The organism is Stenotrophomonas sp. 1278, assembly GCF_029892765.1.
GTDB lineage: Bacteria > Pseudomonadota > Gammaproteobacteria > Xanthomonadales > Xanthomonadaceae > Stenotrophomonas > Stenotrophomonas indicatrix.
The window spans coordinates 106,143-125,672 of sequence record NZ_JARXWD010000007.1 but is presented as its reverse complement, the minus strand read 5'-3'; the positions used below and the strand labels follow the sequence as shown (position 1 = coordinate 125,672).

Here is a 19,530-nt window from a genome sequence, read left to right as displayed (position 1 = left end):
TTTGAGGGCGAAAATGGGCGTTCAGAACAAGTGCGAACATGATGATCGACTCTGCCCGCTATCCCCGCCTCGCGCGCATCCAGACACCGGATGACCTGCGCACGTTCGACGAATCCGAACTGACGGCGGTCGCCGATGAACTGCGTGCCTACCTGATCGAATCGGTCGGCAAAAGCGGTGGCCATTTCGCCGCCGGCCTGGGCGTGATCGAGCTCACCGTGGCCCTGCACTACCTGTACCAGACCCCGGTCGACCAGCTGGTCTGGGACGTCGGCCACCAGACCTATCCGCACAAGATCCTCACCGGTCGCCGCGACGAGATCCATACCGTCAAGCAGAAGGATGGCGTCGCGCCGTTCCCCAAGCGCGAGGAAAGCGAGTACGACACCTTCGGTGTCGGCCACTCCTCGACCTCGATCTCGGCGGCACTGGGCATGGCCATCGCGCGCCAGACCGAAGGTGATGATCGCAAGGTCGTGGCCGTGATCGGCGACGGTGCGATGACCGCCGGCATGGCGTTCGAAGCGCTGATGCACGCCGGCGGCATGGAACCGGAACCGAACCTGCTGGTGATCCTCAACGACAACAACATGTCGATCTCCGAGGCAGTGGGCGGGCTGACCAAGATGCTCGGCCGCGCCACCGGCAGCCGCACGCTCAATGCGCTGCGCGAAGGCGGCAAGAAGATCCTTGGCGACAAGAAGAACAATCCCGCGCGTTTCGTGAAGCGCTGGGAAGAACACTGGAAGGGCATGTTCGTGCCGTCCACGATGTTCGAGGAAATGGGCTTCCATTACACCGGCCCGATCGATGGCCATGACCTGCCGGCGCTGCTGTCCGCGCTGAAGACGCTGCGTGCCTCCAAGGGCCCGAAGCTGCTGCATGTGATGACCACCAAGGGCAAGGGTTACGAGCCGGCTGAAGGCGACCAGATCGGTTACCACGCGGTGGGCCCGTTCGATCCGGACAAGGGCCTGGTGGCCAAGACCGGCGCGAAGAAGCCCACCTATACCGATGTGTTTGGCGACTGGTTGTGTGACGCCGCCGCGGCCGAGCCGCGTCTGTATGGCATCACTCCGGCAATGCGCGAAGGCTCGGGCCTGGTGCGCTTCAGCAGGGAATATCCGCAGCGCTACTTCGACGTAGCCATCGCAGAGCAGCACGCGGTGACCCTGGCCGCAGGCATGGCCACCCAGGGCGGCAAGCCGGTGGTGGCGATCTATTCCACCTTCCTGCAGCGCGCGTACGACCAGTTGGTGCATGACGTGGCCATCCAGGACCTGGATGTGCTGTTCGCGATCGATCGCGCCGGCGTCGTCGGCCCGGATGGTGCAACCCACGCCGGCAACCTCGACCTCAGCTTCCTGCGCTGCGTGCCGAACATGGTGGTGATGGCACCCTCCAACGAGGCCGAGTGCCGGCAGATGCTCAGCACCGGCCTGCAGCACCCCGGCCCGGCTGCGGTGCGCTACCCGCGCGGCAGCGGTACCGGCGTGGATGCCGGCAGCGATCTGTCGACCCTGCCGATCGGCAAGGGCGAGCTGCGCCTGCAAGGCAACCGCGTCGCGCTGCTCGCGTTCGGCAGCACCGTCGCCGCCGCCGAACAGGTGGGTCGCGAACTGGGTTTGAGCGTGGTCAACATGCGTTTCATCAAGCCACTCGATCGCGAGCTGGTGCTGGCCATGGCCAACCAGCACGACGCCCTGGTGACGATCGAAGACAACGTGGTGGCGGGCGGCGCAGGTTCGGCCGTGGCCGAACTGCTCAATGCCGAGGACGTGCTGCGTCCGATCCTGCACCTGGGCCTGCCCGATGCCTTCCAGCATCACGCCAGCCGCGAGGACCTGCTGGCCGAGGCCGGCATCGATGCGGCCGGCATCCGTGCGGCCCTGCTCAAGCGCTGGCCGCAGCTGGCCGCCGGCAACCCGCCGTTGAGCGCGGCGGGCTGAGAGCGTTGCAGGGGTCTGGTGGGGCCAGGCCATGCGTGGCTCCCCAGGTTCCTCATCCACGCATGGCGTGGATCTACCAGATTGCTGGTGGCGCAAAAGCAGATCCACGCCATGCGTGGATGGCGCGGACCGTGCCGACACGCGGCGTGCTCAGCCGTAGCTGATCGCCTCGACAAACGCACCGCTGGACTCCACCCGCACCGAGGCGCGCTGGCCGGTATCGGTGAAATGCAGGCGGGCCAGGGTTTCGGCGAAATCGAAGGCACGGACGCCATCGCGGAACTCGATCGGCTCCGGCTTGTCCGGGTGCAGCACGCGCCACTGGCGCTGCTCACATTGCAGTCGGATCAACATGCGTTGCTCACTCCTTGAACAGCGTATCGACGACGAGAGAATGACCGCACCAGGCGCGACAGGAATGGCCAGTGCGAACCGGGACGCGCAAGGCGTCCCGGGAGTCGACAATACGAGGAAAGAAGTGTGATCGCTATCAGATTTTTCTGATCTTGAGCCGATTGCGACAGCCGCTCAATTCACCTGGAACTGGGCCCTGCAGCCATTGCTGACCCAGATGCCACGGCGGTCCCAGCCCCAGGACTGGCCTTCGATGCAGGCACTGCGCGATTCCTGTCGTACCAGACGCACGCCGCGACGAACCTGCGCATCGCAGTACTGCTGGCGCCGGTCATTGGAATGGCAGGCAATCACCTGGCCACCACCACCCCACTGGCTTCCGCCCCAGCCGTTGCCACCACCGCCACCCCAACCACCGCCGCCACCGCCCGGCCGCCGGTATTCACCGACGAATTCGGCACGGCAGCCCTGGGTAACCCAGACACCGTAACGGGACTGGCCCCAGGTCTCACCTTCCACACAGGGGGAGCCGGATAACTGGCGGATCATGCGCGCACGCCCTTCCAGCCGGCACTCGTTGCTGCGGTTCTTGATCGATTCGCAGCGCACGATGCCATTGCCACCACGATCATCGTAGCGATCGTCGTAGCCATAGTTCTGCGCCTGCACGCCGCCAGCAGCAGCCATCATCGGCAACAGGGTGCACGCCACGGTGCGCCAAGTGAGTCCCTTGCCCATCCCTTGTCTCCAGGTGAATACGGTGGAGGCAAGCATCAGGGATTCCCGGCGTGCCGCACAGAGGGAGCCGCGACGGCGGTTTTTCCCCCATTCAACCAACCCAACCGCAACTGACTGCGGCTGCGGTGGCTCAGCGGCCGAAGTGCAGCGCGTCGACCGCGGTGCCCAGCGCTTCCACGCGCACGGTGCTGTGCTGGCCGGTACGGCAGTGATGCTCGCTGGCCCGGGAGGCAGCGGCATCGAAGGCGGCCGCACCGGTGCTGAACACTTCGGTCGCGCGTGTCTGCGGATCCAGGACGGACCAGCGCTGGGCGGTGCATTGGACAGTGATGACCATGGTGGGCTCCTGCGTTTCTGGGAAATCGGGGGACCGGCGCAAGGCCGATCTCCGATGCCCGACCAGCCTAGCCAGCGCCCCGGAGAAGACCTATCGGATTTATCCGAAAACTCCCCACCATCGCCTCAGAACGCGCCCCCCATCACATCCCTGAGGCCATTTAGGAAACTCGTTCCGTGACTCTTGTCACGAAGTCAGCCGCGCTTCACACTATCGTCATCAACAGGGGCCCCTTCCACATGCGCACCTCGCTTCCACTGCAGCGTTCGACGCTGCTGAAGTTCTATTTCGCCGCCAGCTACGTGGTATTGATCGAGGAACTGGTCCGCGCATCGCTGAGTTGAGGATCGGCCAGCGATGCTTGCCGCTGCTGCCGGGACCGAACAGACTGTCGGTTTACGGCACGGAGCCGCGCCCATGAAAGTCCTGATGCTGATCCCGCTGCTGGCTCTGGCCGCGTGTGCCAGCCCGGAAAAACCAGTCACCCATGACACCGCCACACCCGTGGTCGGTGGCGATCGCGATGCGCACGGTTGCATCGGTTCGGCCGGCTATCAGTGGTGCGAACGCAGCCAGCGCTGCGAGCGCCCGTGGGAACTGGCACAGGCGCAGGGCCTGGCCAACACCGCCGAAGCCATCGATGCCTACTGCGCCACTCCGGCGTCGCCGGCACGCAGGTAACGGGCCCACCAATGACCGACCTGACCCCGCTGCCCGCGCTGGCACCTGGCCGCTACCGCCACTTCAAGGGTGGCGAGTACGAAGTGATCGACATCGTCCGCAGCAGTGAGACGCTGCAGCCGATGGTTCTCTACCGCGCTCTGTATGGCGAGGGCGGCCTGTGGGTGCGGCCCTATACGATGTTCATTGAGCAGGTGCCCGGCGAGCACGGCCCGCAGGCGCGTTTCGCCCGCATCAGCGACTGAGCGGTGCGGCTCACGCCGCGCGCACGGTATCGCCGGGCATGCTGAAGACCCCCTGCGAGACGGAACCCGCATGCGCCACACCCTGTTGATCGCCCTGTCGCTGGCCAGCACCCCGGTGCTGGGCGCGGAACCTCCCAGCTTCGATCGTCCCGGCATCGGCTTCGGCACCGACACGGTGCCGCGTGGCGGCCTTGCCGTCGAACTGGGCCTGCCCAGCTATCAACGCGAGCGTGATCGCGACGGCCTGCGCACGACGACGCTGTCCAGCGACCTGCTGCTGCGCACGGGCCTGGCGCCGGGCTGGGAACTGCAGTTGGCGTCCTCGCCATGGCAGCGTCAGCGAGAACGTGGCCCCGACATGCCGCGCACGCAGCAGCGCGGCGCCGGCGACAGCACCGTCGGACTGAAATGGGCAGGTCCCGGCAGTACCGAGCGCACGGCGTGGGCGCTGCTGGCCAGCGGGGTGATCGCGCGTGGCGATGCAGCCTTCAGCGACGGCCGCCAGTACGCGCTGGCCGCCAGCGTCGAGCACAGCTTCAACGACCGCTGGAGCGGCGCGCTGTATGGCAGTCATCAGCGTGGCGCCGGCCAGCGCAGCACCACCTGGTCGCCCAGCCTCTCGTTGAGCGTGACCGAGCGGCTTGGCACCTATCTCGAAGCCGGTTTCACCCACGCCAACCAGCAACCTGACCAGGCCATCGCCGGCGCAGGGCTGACCTGGATGCTGCGGCCGAACGTGCAGCTGGACGCCTCGTTCGACCTGGGCCTCAATCGCAACAGCCCCGACCTGCAGCTCGGCACCGGCATCGCGTTCTATCTGCAGTGAGCTCAAGACCTGATCGTGCGCCCCGGGCGCATCGCCCTCGCGCTACAATCATACCGTCCAGTCGGTTTCGTCCCCCCATGACAGAATCCCCTCCTCGCTCCCGCCGCAAGGCGCCCGACAGCGTGCGCCAGGCACTGCTGCACGCAACCGCCCATACCCTCGGCCAGAATGGGCTGGCGGCCCTCACCGTGCAGGACGTCGCCGACGCCGCCGGTGTCAGCAAGGGCGCGCTGTTCCATCACTTCAGCAGCAAGCAGGACCTGGTCGAGGCGACGCTGACCTCGCTCATCGCCGACTTCGAGGACAGAGTGCGTGCGGTGCTGCGACAGTCCCCGAGCCGACATGGCGGCTTCAGCCGTGCCTATGTGCAGGTGAATTTCGAACATCTGCTGCAGCAGGAGCAGATCAACGACATCGGGCTCACCATGGGCAACATGCTGGAGCCGGCGCTTCTGGTGTACTGGCGCACGTGGCTGCGCGGCATGCTCGCCGAGTTCCCGGATGAAGCCAGCGATCCGCGCCTGTACGCCGCGCGTTGCGTTGCCGATGGTTACTGGGCCACCGCCTATGGGCGGCCGCTGGACGAAGACGAGCGGCAGAGCGCCCAGGCGATGGCCCTGGAGGCACTGAAGCTGTGCGAACCGGCATGAGCAGGAGGATTCGATGAACCCATATGTCTACCTGGCCGGTGCGATCGTGCTGGAGGTGATCGCCACGTCCCTGCTCAAGGCATCCGAAGGCATGACCCGGCTCGGTCCCACGCTGGGCGCGCTTGCCGGTTACGGTGTGTGCTTCTACCTGCTGTCGCTGACGATGAAGTCGATCCCCACCGGCATCGCCTATGCGATCTGGTCCGGAGTCGGCATCGTGCTGATTTCGCTGATCGGGCTGCTGGTGTTCAAACAGCGCCTGGACGCTCCGGCGCTGATCGGTATCGGCCTGATCTGTGCCGGCGTGCTGGTCATCAACCTGTTCTCGCACAGCAGCGCGCATTGAACGCGCTGCTGCACGAACACCCGGGCTAGGCGACCTTCTTGGCGACGGTCATGCCAAGCACGAAAAGTACGACGGCAATGATGATGCCGGCCCAGAACAGGAACTTGGCGATGCCCACGGCAGCGCCGGCGACGCCGCCGAAACCCAGCGCACCGGCGATCAGGCCGATGATGGCGAAAATGATGGCCCACTTGATCATGTCGATCCTCTCCCTGGCGGGAATGCTGAAGGTGGGATCAGGTTAGGTACGCCGCGATGCCACACGCGTGAACAGGTCGCAGGCGCGGCGTGAAACGAACCCGCTCAGCGCGGCCGGAAGCGCAGCAGCGCCACTGCGAAAGCGAGGAACACGCTGCCGACCAGGCGTTCGAACCAGCGTTGCGCAAATGGCTTTGCCAGCCAACGGCGCAGCCCATGTCCGCCTGCGGCATACATCACGTACCAGAACAGTTCGCAGGTGGCGAAGGTCGCCACCAGCACCGTGTACTGCACGGCCTGGCCACGCGCGGGGTCGACGAACTGCGGCAGGAACGCGGCGGCGAACAGCAGCAGCTTGGGATTGCTCAACCCCACCAGCAGGCCACCACGGAACACTGCCCAGGCACCGTGCACCGGCGCCAGCGCTGCTGCATCGACGCCTGTCGCCACCGGCGCCTGCCGGTAGCTGTCCCGCCACGCCTTGATGCCCAGCCAGGCCAGGTAGGCCACACCCAGGTAACGCAGCACATCGAACAGCATCGGCGATGATCGCAGCACCGCGCTCAGGCCGGCCGCGGACGCCGCAAGCACAAGCAGCATCGCCAGCAGGCAACCGGCCATGGCCGGCACGCTGCGACGGAAGCCCAAGCCGACGCTGCGCCCCAGGATGTGCAGCATGTTCGGGCCCGGCGTGCCACACAGCACGAAGACTGTCGCCAGGAACCACCACCAGGTATGCAGGGCCATCACTTCATCCACCGTAATAATCCCTGCAAGGATAGTGCGCAGCGGCTGTCACCACCATGTACAGTCCGGGGTCGATTCGACGGTTACAGCTGCTGCGGCTCAGCCGCTGGCAATGCGCGATGCGCGCAGCTCGGTCATCGCGATGCGCAGCACCCGCAGCGCCGAGCGCAGGAACACGACCAGCAGCGCGATGGCGACCAGCAGGTCCGGCCAACCGGCACCGAACAGCGCCACCAGCCCCGCCGCCAGCACCACCGAAACGCCCTCGAAGATATCGTTGCGTGCGCATTCCCAGGCCGATGCCAGGTTCACGTCATCATTGCGATACGGCGTCAGCAGCCACAGGCAGAAACCGTTGGCAGCAAGGTTCAACAGCGCGGCCAGGCCCATGCTTTCAAACAGGGGGACCTGCGGATGCGCCAGCCGCCATCCAATCTGCACGGCCACTGCCACGGCCGCAGCCAGGATCAGCACGCCCTTGAACAACGCAACCCGCGCCTTGGCCGCCACGCCGGCCCCCACCACCAGCAGGCTCAGCAGATAGGTCGCCGCATCGCCCAGGTTGTCCAGCGCACCGGAGAGCAACGAGGACGAATGGCTGTACCAGGACGCGCCGACCATCATCAGGAAGGTCGCCAGGTTGATCAGCAGGACGACCCACAGCACGCGCCGGTGGCGCGCCTGCATGGCTGCCACATCCAGCGTCTTGCCGCAGCCACAGCACTCGCCCATCGCCCTGCCCTCTGCCTGTCGTACCCCATTATCACGCCGATCAGGCCCGTCGGCTGCTGCTGCGACGGCTCCACCCACAATTGCACGCCCCGGCCCATGTTGTGCTGCAATGGCGCTTCCCCGGCACGGAGACACGCATGAAGACGCTTGGCCTGATCGGTGGCATGAGCTGGGAAAGTTCGGCGCAGTACTACCGCCTCATCAATGAAGAGGTACGCGCGCGGTTGGGCGGCGCGCATTCGGCGCAGTTGCTGATGTGGTCGCTGGATTTCGCCCGCATCAAGCAACTGCAGCACGACGGCGACTGGAATGCCCTGGGCAACGAAATGGTCGATGCCGCACGGCGGCTGCAGGCCGGTGGCGCCGACCTGCTGCTGATCTGCACCAACACCATGCACAAACTCGTTGCTGAGATCGAGGCGGCCTGCCCGCTGCCCTTGCTGCATATCGCCGACCCGACCGCCACGGCGATCGTGCAGGCCGGTCTGCAGCGCGTCGGCCTGCTCGGCACCGCCTTCACCATGGAGGAAGACTTCTACCGTGGCCGCCTGAGCGAGCGCTTCGGCCTGGACGTACTGGTTCCGGAGGCCGATGACCGCCGCGAGGTACACGCGATCATCTACGAGGAGTTGATCGCCGGGGTGGTCAACGAGCGATCACGGCAGGTGTACGTCGAAGTGATTGAACGCCTCGTTGCCCGCGGTGCCGAGGCGATCATCCTCGGCTGTACCGAGATCATGCTGCTGGTACGCGCCGAAGACAGCCCGGTGCCGCTGTTCGACACCACGACCCTGCATGCGCGCGCGGCAGTGGACGCAGCGTTGGCGTAACCCACGGCGGGATGCAGTCGAGCAGGCTCGACTGCACGGTCAGGCGTCCGGTCACGCAGGCGATTCGGGTTGCACTTCCAGCGAAGTAACCAGCCATTCCACCACCGGTGGCGAATCGCACAGGAAGAACACGGCGTCACCGCTGCGGGCTTCGGTCAGCATCCGGTAGACACTGATGGCCACGCCCGATTGGCTGGCAATGAAAATCTCGCTGCTGCGCGGCCCGTCGGCCTGGCGGGAAGCCCGCCGCAAGGCATCGCGGGCCGCAACCGTATCTTCCGGCTCGACTTCGCGGGTCAGTTCCAGGCCACGCAGGCCCCACGCAACAAAAACACGCTTGCCCTTGAACGTCGTGTCCAGGACCTGCACGTCGGCCGTGCCTGTGCCGGCCGACCGATGAATGACGATACTGCTGATCAACGCAACCCCCTGTGGTCGTCGTGGTCCGCACATCCTTGTCCGCACCCGCGCCAGCGGCCACGGGCGATGCCCGAAGGCCGCGTCCGAAAGCGCTGGAACGTGTAAAAAACTGTAAACCGATGCAATCGGATGTGCCCGGGATGATACGGGATGTAACGCCCTGCATGCGCCGTCGCACACTTATAAATCCGTCCTGAGCCAGCGCAGCCCGCAGTCGTCGCAGCGCGCCATACGTGCGCCATTCTTGCGTCCCATCCCCAAACCGAGGTTTCAATGAGCCTTCGCCTGCTACTGCCCTTGGGCGGCTCTGCACTTGCCCTGCTGCTGGCCGCAACGACCGTCTCGGCACAGGATTACGACAGCGAATCGTCACCGCGCACGACCTGCGAATCGCACTTCAACAAGACCCAGCAGTGCCCGTTCGAAGGACGCGCGCGACTGGCGCGGCAGCTGTCGGTGACGCGATGCGTTGAAGATGACAACTGGGGACAGCGCCGCGGCATGCTGTGGGTTACCGACGGCTGTCGCGCCGAATTCGTCGCCGAAGAACGCGGGCGTGGCCGCTGGCCCGGGCGTGAGCGTGACCGTGATCGCGATGGCGAGCGCCTGGTCTGCGAATCCTACGAAAACAAGGAGAAACAGTGCCGCATCCGCGTCCGTCATGACGTGCGGCTGGTCAAGCAGAAATCGGTCACCACCTGCACCGAGGACCGCAACTGGGGCTGGGACCGACGCGGTGTATGGGTCAGCGACGGTTGCCGCGCCGAATTCCGCGTCTACTGAGTGCGATGGCTGCGGGCCCATCATCGCTAGAATGAAGCTCCCGCAGCAGGAAACACCGCATGGAACGCTGGTACCTGGCAACGATGATGTCCTTGCTGCTGCATCAGATCGATGCCGCGTTCTGGCAGGAGTGGCGTATGTTCCAGGTGCCCGGCGGCATCCAGGGATTCCTGCTTTTCAATCTGCTTGCCATCGGCGTACTGCTGCACGGTTACCGTCAGGTCGTGCTCGGCCTGGGCTCTGCGCGCCGCTACGCACTGCTGTGCGGCGCGCTGGGTATCGGCACAGCCCTCATCGATGCAGGCTTCGCTGCGGCCGGTCGTGGTGAATTCCACCTGCCGCTGTCGCTGCTCACGCTTCTGGCCTGCCTGGTCAGCGGCAGCGGTTTGATGCTGCGCAGCCGTCGGCGATGAACGTGCGGGCTCCAGCAGTTCGGATACGCGCGGCCGTGTGCACGGATCTTCCGGCACTGATCTCCCTGGACAGCGTTGCGGCCGATGACCCACGGCGTGCCGTGCAGATCGGCCAATGGCTGGCGGATGGCCACATGCACGTCGCCGAACTCGACGACACGCTGGCCGGCTACCGGGTCCAGCACCGGCACTTCTTCGGTGAAGCCTTCATCGAGATGCTGATGGTCGCCTCGCCACTGCGCGGACACGGCGTCGGCAGCGCGCTGCTTCTGCATGCCACGTCGTGCAGCGCAGGTGCCAGGCTTTTCACCTCCACCAACCAATCCAACGCCAACATGCAGCGGCTGCTGGCAGCCGCTGGTTTCCAGCAGTGCGGCATCGTGCACGGCCTCGACGAAGGCGATCCGGAGTTGATCTACCGCTTCGCTACTGACGATGTGAGGTAAGGCGCGACCTTCGCTTCAAGCAGCGCCATCAGCGCCGGATCCATGCAGCGATAGTCGTCGGGGATATCCAGGCAGTGCAGCGGCGTGTGTTCAAGCAGGCGGGCAAAATTCGCCTGCAGCCGATGCTGGTGCTTGGGCTCCATCACGAAGATGACATCAGCCCAGCGGATATCCGCTGGGCTGATGGGCCGGCGCGCATGCGGGCTGGTGCCTGCCGAGCGCGCACTGATACCTGGCCGGCGCTGCCACATCGCTTCAGCGGTGGGGCTGCGCAGCTGGTTGCGACTGCAGACAAACAACAGGTTCAACATTCCTGGTCCAGCAGTTGCCGCGGGCTGAGGACTGGATAGGTGAAACCCAGCTGGCGCGCCCGCAGCAGCTTGTCGCCGCGCGTATACATCAGCTTCCAGTTCTTTTCCGGCTTGAAGATCGACGGTGCTGCCGTGTGGTCGCCAGCGTGGTGGCGCGACTGCGAGCGCCTCCAGGCGCGGTTCCTTTGCGTTTCCATGATCGTGTTCTCGTGAGTACCGGGTTCAGCAGCCGCGGTAGTACGAGTGCGCGCAGGATACAACGCCGCAACAAAAAAGCCCACGCATCGCTGCGCAGGCTTGTCTGTTACATCACAGTGGTCGGGACGGCCGGATTCGAACCGACGACCCTCTGCCCCCCAGGCAGATGCGCTACCAGGCTGCGCTACGCCCCGACTGATGCTGCGATGTGCCCGCCAGTGCGGCGGGCCGTGAAGTATAGCGGATTACGGCGGAAATGGGTCAGCGACGCAGCAGTTGCAGCACTTCTTCCAGTTCCATCCGCACCTGCTTGATGATCTGGTTGCTCAAGGCCGATTCCTCGCGCGCATCCGGACCATCCAGGCGCAGGCGCGCGCCACCGATGGTGTAGCCCTGTTCGTACAGCAGGCTGCGGATCTGCCGCACCATCAGCACGTCGTGGCGCTGGTAGTAACGACGGTTGCCACGGCGCTTGGCCGGCTCGAGACTGGGAAACTCGGTTTCCCAGTAACGCAGCACGTGCGGCTTGACGTCGCACAGTTCGCTGACTTCACCAATGGTGAAGTAGCGCTTGGCCGGAATCGGCGGAAGTTCGCGGTTACTGCCCGGATCCAGCATAAGCTTCCACCCTCTCCTTGAGCTTCTGGCCCGGACGGAAGGTAACCACCGTACGGGCGGAAATCGGAATTTCCTCGCCGGTCTTGGGGTTGCGACCTGGGCGCTGGTTCTTGCGCCGCAGGTCGAAATTGCCAAAGCCCGACAGCTTCACCTGACGTCCCTGTTCCAATGCTTCACGCAGCACATCGAAGAACGCGTCGACGAATTCCTTGGCTTCCCGCTTGTTCAGACCGACTTCGTCGAACAGCTTTTCCGCCATCTCCGCCTTGGTCAATGCCATTGCCTGCTACCCCCGAGTGCTGCCCGCTCAGCCGCGGATCCGGGCGTGGTGTTCACGCTCGATGGCAGTGACCGCCTCGGCCACTACCGCTTCCACGTCGCGGTCCGTCAGAGTGCGCGACTTGTCCTGCAAAATCAAGCCCATAGCGAGACTCTTGAATCCCGGCTCGACGCCCTGGCCGACATAGCGATCGAACAGGTTCAGCTCGCGCAGCAGCGGACCGGCAGCCTGACGGATGGTCGCGGCCAGGTCACTCCAGGCCACCTGTTCAGGCACCAGGAAGGCCAGGTCGCGGCGCACTGCCGGGTAGCGCGACAGTTCACCGGCGCGCGGCAGCGCACGGGCCGACAGCGCTTCCAGATCCAGCTCGAAGGCGTACACGTCCACGTCGATGTCCATCGCCTTGGCCAGACGCGGGTGGATCTGGCCGATCCAGCCGATGGCCAGGCCGTCGCGGAACACCTCGGCCGAACGCACCGGATGGCCGTAGGCACGCGAGGATGGGCGGAACTCCAGGACCGCGCCACTGGCCGCGGCCAGCGATTCCAGGTCGCCCTTCAGGTCATGGAAATCGACCTTGCGGGTCGGCAGGCCCCACTGCACCGCCTGCGCTTCACCGCAGACCGCAGCGGCCACGCGCGGGGTTTCCAGCGGCGCCGGCTGGCCGTCTCCGGCCTGCTGCGCGAACACCCGGCCGAGCTCGAACAGGCGCACCCGGCCGAGCTGGCGGGCGGCGTTGCGGCCCAGCGTGGCAACCAGGCCCGGCAGTAGCGACGGGCGCATCACCGCCAGTTCGGCCGACAGCGGGTTGGCCAGCGGCACCAGATCCTCGCGCAGCTGCCACTGGCCCAGCAGGCCATCGTCGACGAAGGCGAAATTGACGGTTTCCTGAAGATCGCGTGCGATCAGCTGGCGGCGCACGCTCAGCGCGTCCAGCTGGGTCTCGGACGGCATCGCGACACGCGATGCGCCACCCGGCAGCGTGGTCGGGATCTGCTCATAACCGTGGATCCGGGCCAGCTCCTCGATCAGGTCTTCTTCGATGGCGATGTCGAAGCGGCGGCTCGGCGCGGTGACCTGCCAGCCTTCGCCAGCGTCCACCACCTGCATGCCCAGCGCGCGCAGGATGCGCTCGACTTCGGCGTCTTCGATGGTGATGCCCAGCACGCGGGTGATGCGCGCGCGGCGCAGCAGGATCGTCGCCGGCTGCGGCAGGTCGGCCTCTCGTACCGCTTCGGTAACCGGTGCGGGGGTACCGCCGGCCAGGTCCAGCACCAGGCGGGTGGCGTATTCGATGGCAGTACGCGGCAGCGCCGGGTCGACGCCACGCTCGAAGCGGTGGCCAGCATCGGTGTGCAGGCCCAGCTTGCGGCCGCGGCCCATGATCGCGGCCGGCGCGAAGTGCGCCGCTTCCAGGAACACGGCGGTGGTGGCATCGGTGACGCGCGTATCGAAGCCGCCCATCAGGCCGGCCAGGCCGACCGCGCGATCAGCGTCGGTGACCACCAGGAAGCTGTCGTCCAGCGCAGCATCACGGCCATCCAGCAGCTTCAGGCTTTCGCCTGCGCGCGAACGGCGCACACCGATCGTGCCCTGCAGGGTGCCGAGATCGTAGGCATGCATCGGCTGGCCCAGCTCGAGCATGACGTACTGGGTGATGTCGACCAGCAGCGATACCGGGCGCACGCCACTGCGGCGCAGGCGCTCGGCCATCCACAACGGGGTCTTCGCCGCGGCGTTGACACCTTCGATGACACGACCCAGATAGCGCGGCGCTTCGGCACCTGCATCGAGCTGGATTGCCAGCTCGCGGCTGCTCTGGGCAGCGATCGGCGCTGCGATGAAATCCAGTACCTCGCTGCGCGTCGCTGCGGCGACGTCATAGGCGATGCCGCGGATGCTGAAGCAGTCGGCGCGGTTGGGGGTCAGCTTGATCTCGATGCTGGCATCCGGCAGGCCGAGGTACTCCACCAGGGACTGGCCGACCGGCGCGTCGTCCGGCAGTTCCAGCAAACCGGAGGCATCGCTGTCCAGGCCCAGCTCCTTGGCCGAGCACAGCATGCCGTTGGATTCGACGCCGCGCAGCTTGGCCGGCTTGATCTTCAACTCACCGATCTGCGCACCGACCATCGCCAGCGGCGCGACCAGGCCCGGTCGTGCATTCGGCGCACCACAGACGATCTGCAGCAACTCAGCCTGCCCCGCATCAACCTTGCACACCTGCAGGCGGTCGGCTTCGGGATGGCGCTCGGCTTCGACGATACGCGCGACGACCACGTGCTGCAGGCCATCGCCAAGCGCGGTCACGTCTTCCACTTCCAGGCCGATGGCGGTCAGCACCGCGCTGAGCTCATCGCGCGAGGCAGTGGTCGGGACGTGGCTGCGCAGCCAGTTTTCGGAGAATTTCATGGGTTCACCCTGGTGGGCCCGGCGCATGCGCCTGGGCCTGCGTTGTTGAGTCCGCCGGGCATGGCCCGGCGCTACCTGATGCGTTACGCGAACTGCTTGAGGAAGCGCACGTCATTTTCGAAGAACGCGCGCAGGTCGTTGACGCCGTAGCGCAGCATCGCGAAACGCTCCACGCCCATGCCGAAGGCAAAGCCGGTGTAGCGTTCCGGATCGATGCCGACGTTGCGCAGCACGTTCGGATGCACCATGCCGCAGCCGAGCACTTCCAGCCAGCGGGTGCTGCCATCGGGCTGCTGCCAGGCGATGTCCACTTCCGCGCCGGGTTCAACGAACGGGAAGTAGCTGGGGCGGAAGCGCATCTCGAAATCACGCTCGAAGAACGCGCGCACGAACTCGGACAACGTGCCCTTCAGGTCGGCGAAGGTCGAATGCTCGTCGACCAGCAGGCCTTCGACCTGGTGGAACATCGGCGAATGGGTCTGGTCGCTGTCGCTGCGGTAGACCTTGCCGGCGGCGATCATGCGCAGCGGCGGCTGGTGTTCGCCCATGTAGCGCACCTGCACACCGGAGGTATGCGTGCGCAGCAGCCGGCCGTCACCGAAGTAGAAGGTGTCATGCATGGCGCGCGCCGGATGGTGCGGCGGGAAGTTCAGCGCCTCGAAGTTGTGCCAGTCGTCCTCGATCTCCGGCCCTTCGGACAACTCGTAGCCCAGCCGGCCGAAGATGCCGGTGATTCGCTCGAGGGTGCGGGTGATCGGGTGCAGGCCGGCGCGTTCGCCACTGCGGCCCGGCAAGGTGATGTCGATCGCCTCGGCCGCCAGCCGCGCATCAAGCGCAGCATCTTCCAGCACCGCCTTGCGCTCGCCCAGCGCGCTGCTCAGCGCGTCGCGGGCCCGGTTGATGGCCTCACCGGCCGCCTTGCGCTCGTCGGCCGGCAGCGCACCGAGCTGCTTGAGCTGCGAGGTGATGCTGCCGCTCTTGCCAAGCAGGGCCACGCGCAGCTGCTCCAGCGCGTCCGGGCTCTGCGCGGCGGCCACGTCGGCCAGCGCCTGGGAAGTGAGGGATTGGATGTCGCTCATGGGTAGCCGGAACTCCAGTCGGTCTGCCATCGCGATGCGCGAAGGGCCGCGCCGTCGCAACCGCTTGCCGGTCGCCCGCCATCTGCACGGCTGCGCCCGGCACAAAAAAGAATGGGGAAGGACTTGCGCCCTTCCCCATGCATTGCCTCTACCTGACACCGTTCTCCGTGAACGGCAACGGCATCGGGAAGGACTTATGCCGCCAGTGCGCCCTTGGCCTTTTCGGCCAGTGCAGCAAAGCCAGCTGCGTCGTGCACGGCGATGTCAGCCAGAACCTTGCGGTCCAGGGTGATGCCAGCCTTCAGCAGGCCGTTCATGAAACGGCTGTAGCTCAGGCCGTTGATGCGGGCAGCCGCGTTGATGCGGGTGATCCACAGCGAACGGAAGTTGCGCTTCTTCTGCTTACGGCCGATGTAGGCGTACTGCTGTGCCTTGATGACCGCCTGCTTGGCGACGCGGAAGACCTTGCGACGGGCATTGTAGTAGCCCTTCGCCAGATCAAGGATTTTCTTGTGGCGGCGACGCGCCTGTACGCCACGCTTTACTCGTGCCATGTATCAGTCCTCAGAGGTAGGGAAGCATGCGGTCCAGACGGCCTGCGTCTTCTGCGCGGACGTGATTCGTCTGACGCAGGTTACGCTTACGCTTGGTCGCTTTCTTCGTGAGGATGTGGCTACGGTTGGCGTGGCCGCACTTGTACTTGCCCGAGGCGGTCTTGCGGAAACGCTTGGCCGCTGCCCGGTTGGTCTTGATCTTGGGCATTGCAATGTCCTTGATGGGATATGACCCTGGTTTCTGACTGATCTGGCGGCGGCCTGGGCCGCTCTTTCCGTCCTGCCATGATCGGCGTACGACCCGTCCTGGGTGGGTCGAGCCGGGCATGATACAGGCAAATCCGCCCTGTAACCAGCCCCCACACCGTTTTCACACCGAGACCGGCCCTGCCCGCCCCGGAAAAGCAAAAGGACGCCAGCGGCGTCCCTTCACCTTCATCCATTCAGCCGCCAGGCGCCCCGCGAGGCAGCCCGTCAGGCGTCAGGTCTTCTTCTTCGGCGCGATCATCATCACCATCTGACGCCCTTCCAGGCGCGGACGGGATTCGATGACGATGTCTTCGCCCAGATCGGCTTCGATCCGGCCAGCCATCTCGCGGCCCAGTTCCTGGTGGCTCATTTCACGGCCACGGAAACGGATGTTGACCTTGATCTTGTCGCCTTCTTCAAGGAAACCGCGCATCTTGCGCAGCTTGATCTGGTAGTCGCCCTCGTCCGTGACCGGACGGAACTTCACTTCCTTGATCTCGACCTGCTTGGTCTTCTTCTTGGCCTCGCTGGCCTTCTTCTGGGCTTCGAACTTGAACTTGCCGAAGTCCATGATCTTGCACACCGGCGGGTCGGCCTGCGGCTGGATCTCGACCAGGTCCAGGCCTTCATCTTCGGCCATGGACAACGCTTCGTCTCGCGTCAACACGCCGATCATTTCTCCGTCACTGCCGATCACGCGGACGCGCGGCACACGGATTTCCTGATTCTTGCGGTTCTGTTTGTTGTCAGGGGTACTGATATTGCGATCTCCCAAGGGTGTCGAACCCGGCCCGGGCGCCAATGCGCACGGGCCGGACCTTTGTTTACGCGCCCTCGGCCTGGAGCCGCTCGGTGAAAGCCTGGAGGCTCATGCTGCCGAGATCTTCGCCAGAACGCGTACGCACCGCCACAGCGCCGTTTTCCTTCTCGCGGTCACCAATGACCAGCAGGTACGGCACGCGCTGCAGCGTGTGCTCGCGAATCTTATAGCCGATCTTCTCGTTACGCAAATCGGCGCTGACGCGGAAGCCTTGATCCGCAAGGCTTTTGGTCACCGCAGAGACGTATTCAGCCTGCGCATCGGTGATATTGGCCACCACCACCTGGGTCGGCGCCAGCCAGGCCGGGAACTGGCCGGCATGGTGCTCGATCAGGATGCCCAGGAAACGCTCCATCGAACCGACGATGGCCCGGTGCAGCATCACCGGATGCTTCTTCTGGCTGTTTTCGTCCACGTATTCAGCGCCCAGACGGCCAGGCATCATGAAATCGACCTGCATGGTGCCCAGCTGCCAGGTGCGGCCGATGGCGTCCTTCAGGTGGTACTCGATCTTCGGGCCATAGAAGGCGCCCTCGCCCGGCAGCTCCTGCCATTCCACCCCGCAGCTGGACAGCGCCGAGCGCAGCGCGCCCTCTGCCTTGTCCCACGTGGCGTCATCGCCCAGGCGCGATTCGGGGCGCAGTGCGATCTTGACCTGGATCTCCTCGAAGCCGAAATGCTGGTACACCGCCAGCGCCTGCTGGTGGAACGCGGTCACTTCCGCCTCGACCTGGTCTTCGGTGCAGAACACGTGGCCGTCGTCCTGGGTGAAGCCACGCACGCGCAGGATGCCGTGCAGCGCGCCGGAGGGCTCGTTGCGGTGGCAGGCGCCAAACTCACCGTAGCGGATCGGCAGATCGCGGTAGCTGTGCAGCCCCTGGTTGAACACCTGCACGTGACCCGGGCAGTTCATCGGCTTGAGCGCGTAGGTACGCTTCTCCGATTCGGTGAAGAACATCGCGTCCTGGTAGTTGTCCCAGTGGCCCGATTTCTGCCACAGCGACACGTCCAGGATCTGCGGGCAGCGCACTTCGCCGTAGCCGGTGCTGCGGTACACCTTGCGCATGTACTGCTCGACCACCTGCCACAGCGCCCAGCCCTTCGGGTGCCAGAACACCAGGCCCGGGGCCTCTTCCTGCAGGTGGAACAGGTCCTGCTGCTTGCCGATGCGACGGTGGTCGCGCATCTCCGCTTCTTCGATGCGCTTGATGTACGCATCGAGCTGCTTCTTGTCGGCCCAGGCGGTGCCGTAGACGCGCTGCAGCTGCTCGTTCTGCGCGTCGCCGCGCCAATAGGCGCCGGAAATGCGGGTCAGCTTGAAGGCCTTCAGGAAGCGCGTGTTCGGCACGTGCGGGCCGCGGCACATGTCCACGTATTCCTGGTGGTAGTACATGCCCATCGCCTGGATGTCAGGCGACATGTCCTCGATCAGGCGCAGCTTGTAGTCCTCGCCACGGGCCTTGAAGATCTCGATGACTTCCGCGCGCGGCGTCACTTTCTTGATGACGTCGTAGTCCTGCGCGATCAGCTCGCCCATGCGCTTTTCGATCGCCGCCATGTCTTCGGGGGTGAACGGGCGCTCGGAGTAGATGTCGTAGTAGAAGCCCTCGGCGATCACCGGGCCGATCACCATCTTCACGTCCGGATAGAGCTGCTTGACCGCGTGGCCGACCAGGTGGGCACTGGAGTGGCGGATGATTTCCACGCCCTCCTCGTCCTTGGCGGTGATGATGCGCAGGGACGCATCGTGGTCGATGACGTCACTGGCATCGACCAGCACGCCATCCACCGAACCGGCGATGGTGGCCTTGGCCAGGCCGGCGCCGATCGACTGGGCGACGTCCATGACGCTGACGGGGTTTTCGAATTCGCGGCGGCTGCCGTCGGGAAGGGTAATCGTGATCATTGCAATGGCTTCATGCGGGGCCCGCCGTAGCGGGCTGGAAAGCGCTCCCGGGCTGTCGTCCGGGCAATAAAAAAGCGCCGCGAGGGCGCCTGGAATGCAGGGCCTTCGGGGCAGGTCAACAGTGGGCGGTGGTAGTGCTCATGTCGCACGCTCGGCCGGCGCAGTGCGCGGGCCACCTTGGTTCCAGGATGTGGTTGCCCGTGATCTTAAACCAGCGGCGGACAAAGCCCAAGCGGTGCCTGAATGGCGCTGGCTGGCGGCGTGAAAACGCAATGATTACCATGTCCGCGCAGCCCGCCCCGTGCCGGCCTGCCCGCTTCCCCCCAGGATCCTGCAATGCGCCACCCGCCCCGACCGGCGCCTGCCGGTCCCGCCCGTGCCCCGCGTTCACCGGCCGTATGCCGGGCCCGG

The 19,530-nt window shown here is 65.4% G+C and carries 27 protein-coding genes and 1 tRNA gene; 10 read left to right on the top strand and 18 right to left on the bottom strand.

All coding sequences use genetic code 11. The annotated features are described in order from the left end of the window. Window positions 1–41 precede the first annotated feature (41 nt). Window positions 42–1,949, top strand: a complete 1,908-nt coding sequence (gene dxs, locus M2299_RS09310) for a 1-deoxy-D-xylulose-5-phosphate synthase (RefSeq protein WP_032951912.1) — start codon at window positions 42–44, stop codon at window positions 1,947–1,949. 150 nt (window positions 1,950–2,099) lie between these two features. Here dxs and M2299_RS09305 read toward each other — a convergent pair whose 3' ends face one another. The 3 genes from M2299_RS09305 to M2299_RS09295 form a co-directional block, all read right to left on the bottom strand. Next, entirely contained in the window at window positions 2,100–2,303 is a 204-nt protein-coding gene (locus M2299_RS09305) for a hypothetical protein (RefSeq protein WP_032978640.1), read from the bottom strand. Window positions 2,304–2,477: 174 nt separating this feature from the next. Next, the gene (locus tag M2299_RS09300; protein ID WP_089236266.1) at window positions 2,478–3,041 is read right to left on the bottom strand and encodes a DUF3011 domain-containing protein; all 564 of its coding nucleotides are present in this window, start codon (window positions 3,039–3,041) and stop codon (window positions 2,478–2,480) included. Between the two features lie 130 nt (window positions 3,042–3,171). Beyond that, window positions 3,172–3,378, bottom strand: a complete 207-nt coding sequence (locus tag M2299_RS09295) for a hypothetical protein (protein WP_025876332.1) — start codon at window positions 3,376–3,378, stop codon at window positions 3,172–3,174. 417 nt (window positions 3,379–3,795) lie between these two features. Here M2299_RS09295 and M2299_RS09290 point away from each other — a divergent pair, with 417 nt between their 5' ends. From M2299_RS09290 to M2299_RS09270, 5 genes are all read left to right on the top strand, one after another. After that, window positions 3,796–4,059, top strand: coding sequence for a hypothetical protein (locus M2299_RS09290; protein ID WP_280884241.1), 264 nt, complete (start codon window positions 3,796–3,798; stop codon window positions 4,057–4,059). An 11-nt stretch (window positions 4,060–4,070) separates the two neighbouring features. Then, the gene (locus M2299_RS09285) at window positions 4,071–4,304 is read left to right on the top strand and encodes a DUF1653 domain-containing protein (RefSeq protein ID WP_049468868.1); all 234 of its coding nucleotides are present in this window, start codon (window positions 4,071–4,073) and stop codon (window positions 4,302–4,304) included. A 70-nt stretch (window positions 4,305–4,374) separates the two neighbouring features. Beyond that, complete coding sequence (locus M2299_RS09280; protein WP_165780904.1) at window positions 4,375–5,130, top strand: transporter; 756 nt, start codon at window positions 4,375–4,377, stop codon at window positions 5,128–5,130. A 77-nt stretch (window positions 5,131–5,207) separates the two neighbouring features. Further along, a complete protein-coding gene (locus M2299_RS09275) occupies window positions 5,208–5,780 on the top strand; it encodes a TetR/AcrR family transcriptional regulator (protein WP_100436705.1) in 573 nt (190 codons plus the stop codon). Window positions 5,781–5,793: 13 nt separating this feature from the next. After that, complete coding sequence (locus M2299_RS09270) at window positions 5,794–6,126, top strand: SMR family transporter (RefSeq protein WP_025876322.1); 333 nt, start codon at window positions 5,794–5,796, stop codon at window positions 6,124–6,126. 25 nt (window positions 6,127–6,151) lie between these two features. Here the strand turns inward: M2299_RS09270 and M2299_RS09265 are convergent, their stop codons facing one another. The 3 genes from M2299_RS09265 to M2299_RS09255 form a co-directional block, all read right to left on the bottom strand. After that, window positions 6,152–6,325 (bottom strand): DUF1328 domain-containing protein, encoded by a 174-nt coding sequence (locus tag M2299_RS09265; protein WP_099843146.1) that lies wholly within the window; start codon window positions 6,323–6,325, stop codon window positions 6,152–6,154. A gap of 104 nt (window positions 6,326–6,429) precedes the next feature. Further along, a complete protein-coding gene (locus M2299_RS09260; protein ID WP_280884240.1) occupies window positions 6,430–7,071 on the bottom strand; it encodes a LysE family translocator in 642 nt (213 codons plus the stop codon). A gap of 99 nt (window positions 7,072–7,170) precedes the next feature. Further along, complete coding sequence (locus tag M2299_RS09255) at window positions 7,171–7,803, bottom strand: cation transporter (RefSeq protein ID WP_280884239.1); 633 nt, start codon at window positions 7,801–7,803, stop codon at window positions 7,171–7,173. A 137-nt stretch (window positions 7,804–7,940) separates the two neighbouring features. On the opposite strand from M2299_RS09255, the gene M2299_RS09250 reads away from it, so the two are divergent. Beyond that, a complete protein-coding gene (locus M2299_RS09250; protein WP_099843148.1) occupies window positions 7,941–8,633 on the top strand; it encodes an aspartate/glutamate racemase family protein in 693 nt (230 codons plus the stop codon). Window positions 8,634–8,684: 51 nt separating this feature from the next. On the opposite strand, the gene M2299_RS09245 is transcribed toward M2299_RS09250, so the two are convergent. Further along, the gene (locus tag M2299_RS09245) at window positions 8,685–9,002 is read right to left on the bottom strand and encodes a hypothetical protein (protein ID WP_280884238.1); all 318 of its coding nucleotides are present in this window, start codon (window positions 9,000–9,002) and stop codon (window positions 8,685–8,687) included. 324 nt (window positions 9,003–9,326) lie between these two features. Between M2299_RS09245 and M2299_RS09240 the strand changes: the two genes are divergently transcribed. Genes M2299_RS09240 through M2299_RS09230 form a run of 3 tightly spaced genes read left to right on the top strand, consistent with a single transcriptional unit; the run spans window position 9,327 to window position 10,695 of the window. Then, window positions 9,327–9,836: a DUF3011 domain-containing protein gene (locus M2299_RS09240; protein WP_280884237.1), complete on the top strand. Its 510-nt coding sequence runs from the start codon at window positions 9,327–9,329 to the stop codon at window positions 9,834–9,836. A gap of 59 nt (window positions 9,837–9,895) precedes the next feature. Beyond that, the gene (locus M2299_RS09235; protein ID WP_280884236.1) at window positions 9,896–10,249 is read left to right on the top strand and encodes a DUF6713 family protein; all 354 of its coding nucleotides are present in this window, start codon (window positions 9,896–9,898) and stop codon (window positions 10,247–10,249) included. Then, window positions 10,246–10,695 (top strand): GNAT family N-acetyltransferase, encoded by a 450-nt coding sequence (locus M2299_RS09230; protein ID WP_099784898.1) that lies wholly within the window; start codon window positions 10,246–10,248, stop codon window positions 10,693–10,695. Before M2299_RS09235 ends, M2299_RS09230 begins: the two co-directional genes overlap by 4 nt. On the opposite strand, the gene M2299_RS09225 is transcribed toward M2299_RS09230, so the two are convergent. From M2299_RS09225 to thrS, 11 genes are all read right to left on the bottom strand, one after another. After that, a complete protein-coding gene (locus tag M2299_RS09225) occupies window positions 10,665–11,006 on the bottom strand; it encodes a phosphotyrosine protein phosphatase (protein ID WP_025876304.1) in 342 nt (113 codons plus the stop codon). The genes M2299_RS09230 and M2299_RS09225 overlap by 31 nt on opposite strands. Further along, window positions 11,000–11,203: a hypothetical protein gene (locus M2299_RS09220; RefSeq protein WP_025876303.1), complete on the bottom strand. Its 204-nt coding sequence runs from the start codon at window positions 11,201–11,203 to the stop codon at window positions 11,000–11,002. The genes M2299_RS09225 and M2299_RS09220 overlap by 7 nt, the downstream gene beginning before the upstream one ends. 118 nt (window positions 11,204–11,321) lie before the next feature. After that, window positions 11,322–11,398, bottom strand: a tRNA-Pro gene (locus M2299_RS09215). Between the two features lie 67 nt (window positions 11,399–11,465). Then, entirely contained in the window at window positions 11,466–11,822 is a 357-nt protein-coding gene (locus M2299_RS09210; RefSeq protein WP_005410431.1) for a MerR family transcriptional regulator, read from the bottom strand. Further along, window positions 11,803–12,102 (bottom strand): integration host factor subunit alpha, encoded by a 300-nt coding sequence (locus tag M2299_RS09205; protein ID WP_005410432.1) that lies wholly within the window; start codon window positions 12,100–12,102, stop codon window positions 11,803–11,805. Before M2299_RS09205 ends, M2299_RS09210 begins: the two co-directional genes overlap by 20 nt. Window positions 12,103–12,129: 27 nt before the next feature. Continuing rightward, window positions 12,130–14,511 (bottom strand): phenylalanine--tRNA ligase subunit beta, encoded by a 2,382-nt coding sequence (gene pheT / locus M2299_RS09200; protein WP_280884235.1) that lies wholly within the window; start codon window positions 14,509–14,511, stop codon window positions 12,130–12,132. Window positions 14,512–14,594: 83 nt separating this feature from the next. Beyond that, window positions 14,595–15,590 (bottom strand): phenylalanine--tRNA ligase subunit alpha, encoded by a 996-nt coding sequence (gene pheS, locus M2299_RS09195; protein WP_099843160.1) that lies wholly within the window; start codon window positions 15,588–15,590, stop codon window positions 14,595–14,597. Between the two features lie 194 nt (window positions 15,591–15,784). Next, the gene (gene rplT, locus M2299_RS09190) at window positions 15,785–16,144 is read right to left on the bottom strand and encodes a 50S ribosomal protein L20 (protein WP_005410435.1); all 360 of its coding nucleotides are present in this window, start codon (window positions 16,142–16,144) and stop codon (window positions 15,785–15,787) included. A 10-nt stretch (window positions 16,145–16,154) separates the two neighbouring features. Beyond that, window positions 16,155–16,352, bottom strand: a complete 198-nt coding sequence (gene rpmI / locus M2299_RS09185) for a 50S ribosomal protein L35 (RefSeq protein WP_002811096.1) — start codon at window positions 16,350–16,352, stop codon at window positions 16,155–16,157. Between the two features lie 273 nt (window positions 16,353–16,625). Further along, entirely contained in the window at window positions 16,626–17,168 is a 543-nt protein-coding gene (gene infC, locus M2299_RS09180) for a translation initiation factor IF-3 (protein WP_025876259.1), read from the bottom strand. A gap of 49 nt (window positions 17,169–17,217) precedes the next feature. Next, window positions 17,218–19,119, bottom strand: coding sequence for a threonine--tRNA ligase (thrS, locus tag M2299_RS09175; RefSeq protein ID WP_025876257.1), 1,902 nt, complete (start codon window positions 19,117–19,119; stop codon window positions 17,218–17,220). Window positions 19,120–19,530 lie beyond the last annotated feature (411 nt).

Excerpts from the sequence above, each read along its gene's own strand:
- dxs (WP_032951912.1), top strand. The coding sequence starts at position 42 with ATGATCGACTCTGCCCGCTATCCCCGCCTCGCGCGCATCCAGACACCG.
- M2299_RS09305 (WP_032978640.1), bottom strand. The coding sequence starts at position 2,303 with ATGTTGATCCGACTGCAATGTGAGCAGCGCCAGTGGCGCGTGCTGCAC.
- M2299_RS09300 (WP_089236266.1), bottom strand. The coding sequence starts at position 3,041 with ATGGGCAAGGGACTCACTTGGCGCACCGTGGCGTGCACCCTGTTGCCG.
- M2299_RS09295 (WP_025876332.1), bottom strand. The coding sequence starts at position 3,378 with ATGGTCATCACTGTCCAATGCACCGCCCAGCGCTGGTCCGTCCTGGAT.
- M2299_RS09290 (WP_280884241.1), top strand. The coding sequence starts at position 3,796 with ATGAAAGTCCTGATGCTGATCCCGCTGCTGGCTCTGGCCGCGTGTGCC.
- M2299_RS09285 (WP_049468868.1), top strand. The coding sequence starts at position 4,071 with ATGACCGACCTGACCCCGCTGCCCGCGCTGGCACCTGGCCGCTACCGC.
- M2299_RS09280 (WP_165780904.1), top strand. The coding sequence starts at position 4,375 with ATGCGCCACACCCTGTTGATCGCCCTGTCGCTGGCCAGCACCCCGGTG.
- M2299_RS09275 (WP_100436705.1), top strand. The coding sequence starts at position 5,208 with ATGACAGAATCCCCTCCTCGCTCCCGCCGCAAGGCGCCCGACAGCGTG.
- M2299_RS09270 (WP_025876322.1), top strand. The coding sequence starts at position 5,794 with ATGAACCCATATGTCTACCTGGCCGGTGCGATCGTGCTGGAGGTGATC.
- M2299_RS09265 (WP_099843146.1), bottom strand. The coding sequence starts at position 6,325 with ATGATCAAGTGGGCCATCATTTTCGCCATCATCGGCCTGATCGCCGGT.
- M2299_RS09260 (WP_280884240.1), bottom strand. The coding sequence starts at position 7,071 with ATGGCCCTGCATACCTGGTGGTGGTTCCTGGCGACAGTCTTCGTGCTG.
- M2299_RS09255 (WP_280884239.1), bottom strand. The coding sequence starts at position 7,803 with ATGGGCGAGTGCTGTGGCTGCGGCAAGACGCTGGATGTGGCAGCCATG.
- M2299_RS09250 (WP_099843148.1), top strand. The coding sequence starts at position 7,941 with ATGAAGACGCTTGGCCTGATCGGTGGCATGAGCTGGGAAAGTTCGGCG.
- M2299_RS09240 (WP_280884237.1), top strand. The coding sequence starts at position 9,327 with ATGAGCCTTCGCCTGCTACTGCCCTTGGGCGGCTCTGCACTTGCCCTG.
- M2299_RS09235 (WP_280884236.1), top strand. The coding sequence starts at position 9,896 with ATGGAACGCTGGTACCTGGCAACGATGATGTCCTTGCTGCTGCATCAG.
- M2299_RS09230 (WP_099784898.1), top strand. The coding sequence starts at position 10,246 with ATGAACGTGCGGGCTCCAGCAGTTCGGATACGCGCGGCCGTGTGCACG.
- M2299_RS09225 (WP_025876304.1), bottom strand. The coding sequence starts at position 11,006 with ATGTTGAACCTGTTGTTTGTCTGCAGTCGCAACCAGCTGCGCAGCCCC.
- M2299_RS09220 (WP_025876303.1), bottom strand. The coding sequence starts at position 11,203 with ATGGAAACGCAAAGGAACCGCGCCTGGAGGCGCTCGCAGTCGCGCCAC.
- M2299_RS09210 (WP_005410431.1), bottom strand. The coding sequence starts at position 11,822 with ATGCTGGATCCGGGCAGTAACCGCGAACTTCCGCCGATTCCGGCCAAG.
- M2299_RS09205 (WP_005410432.1), bottom strand. The coding sequence starts at position 12,102 with ATGGCATTGACCAAGGCGGAGATGGCGGAAAAGCTGTTCGACGAAGTC.
- pheT (WP_280884235.1), bottom strand. The coding sequence starts at position 14,511 with ATGAAATTCTCCGAAAACTGGCTGCGCAGCCACGTCCCGACCACTGCC.
- pheS (WP_099843160.1), bottom strand. The coding sequence starts at position 15,590 with ATGAGCGACATCCAATCCCTCACTTCCCAGGCGCTGGCCGACGTGGCC.
- rplT (WP_005410435.1), bottom strand. The coding sequence starts at position 16,144 with ATGGCACGAGTAAAGCGTGGCGTACAGGCGCGTCGCCGCCACAAGAAA.
- rpmI (WP_002811096.1), bottom strand. The coding sequence starts at position 16,352 with ATGCCCAAGATCAAGACCAACCGGGCAGCGGCCAAGCGTTTCCGCAAG.
- thrS (WP_025876257.1), bottom strand. The coding sequence starts at position 19,119 with ATGATCACGATTACCCTTCCCGACGGCAGCCGCCGCGAATTCGAAAAC.